At 48.2% G+C, this 220-nt stretch carries 2 tRNA genes; both read left to right on the top strand.

Going from position 1 to position 220, the window contains the following annotated elements:
* Positions 1–76, top strand: a tRNA-His gene (locus tag Q0852_RS23875).
* 71 nt (positions 77–147) lie between these two features.
* A tRNA-Pro gene (locus Q0852_RS23870) sits at positions 148–220 on the top strand.

Here is a 220-nt window from a genome sequence, read left to right as displayed (position 1 = left end):
GTGGCTATAGCTCAGTTGGTAGAGTCCCGGATTGTGATTCCGGTTGTCGCGGGTTCGAATCCCGTTAGCCACCCCATATTTTAGGTGTTGATTATAATATCAGTATCTAGGGGTAATCTCTCAGTAGTTATCTCAAAAAGAATTTGTCGGTGAATAGCGCAGTTTGGTAGCGCATCTGGTTTGGGACCAGAGGGTCGGGGGTTCGAATCCCTCTTCACCG

Origin of the sequence: uncultured Photobacterium sp. (assembly GCF_947502415.1) — a bacterium.
GTDB lineage: Bacteria > Pseudomonadota > Gammaproteobacteria > Enterobacterales > Vibrionaceae > Photobacterium.
The sequence above is the reverse complement of the archived record's forward strand: the minus strand, read 5'-3'. Positions and strand labels throughout refer to the sequence as shown.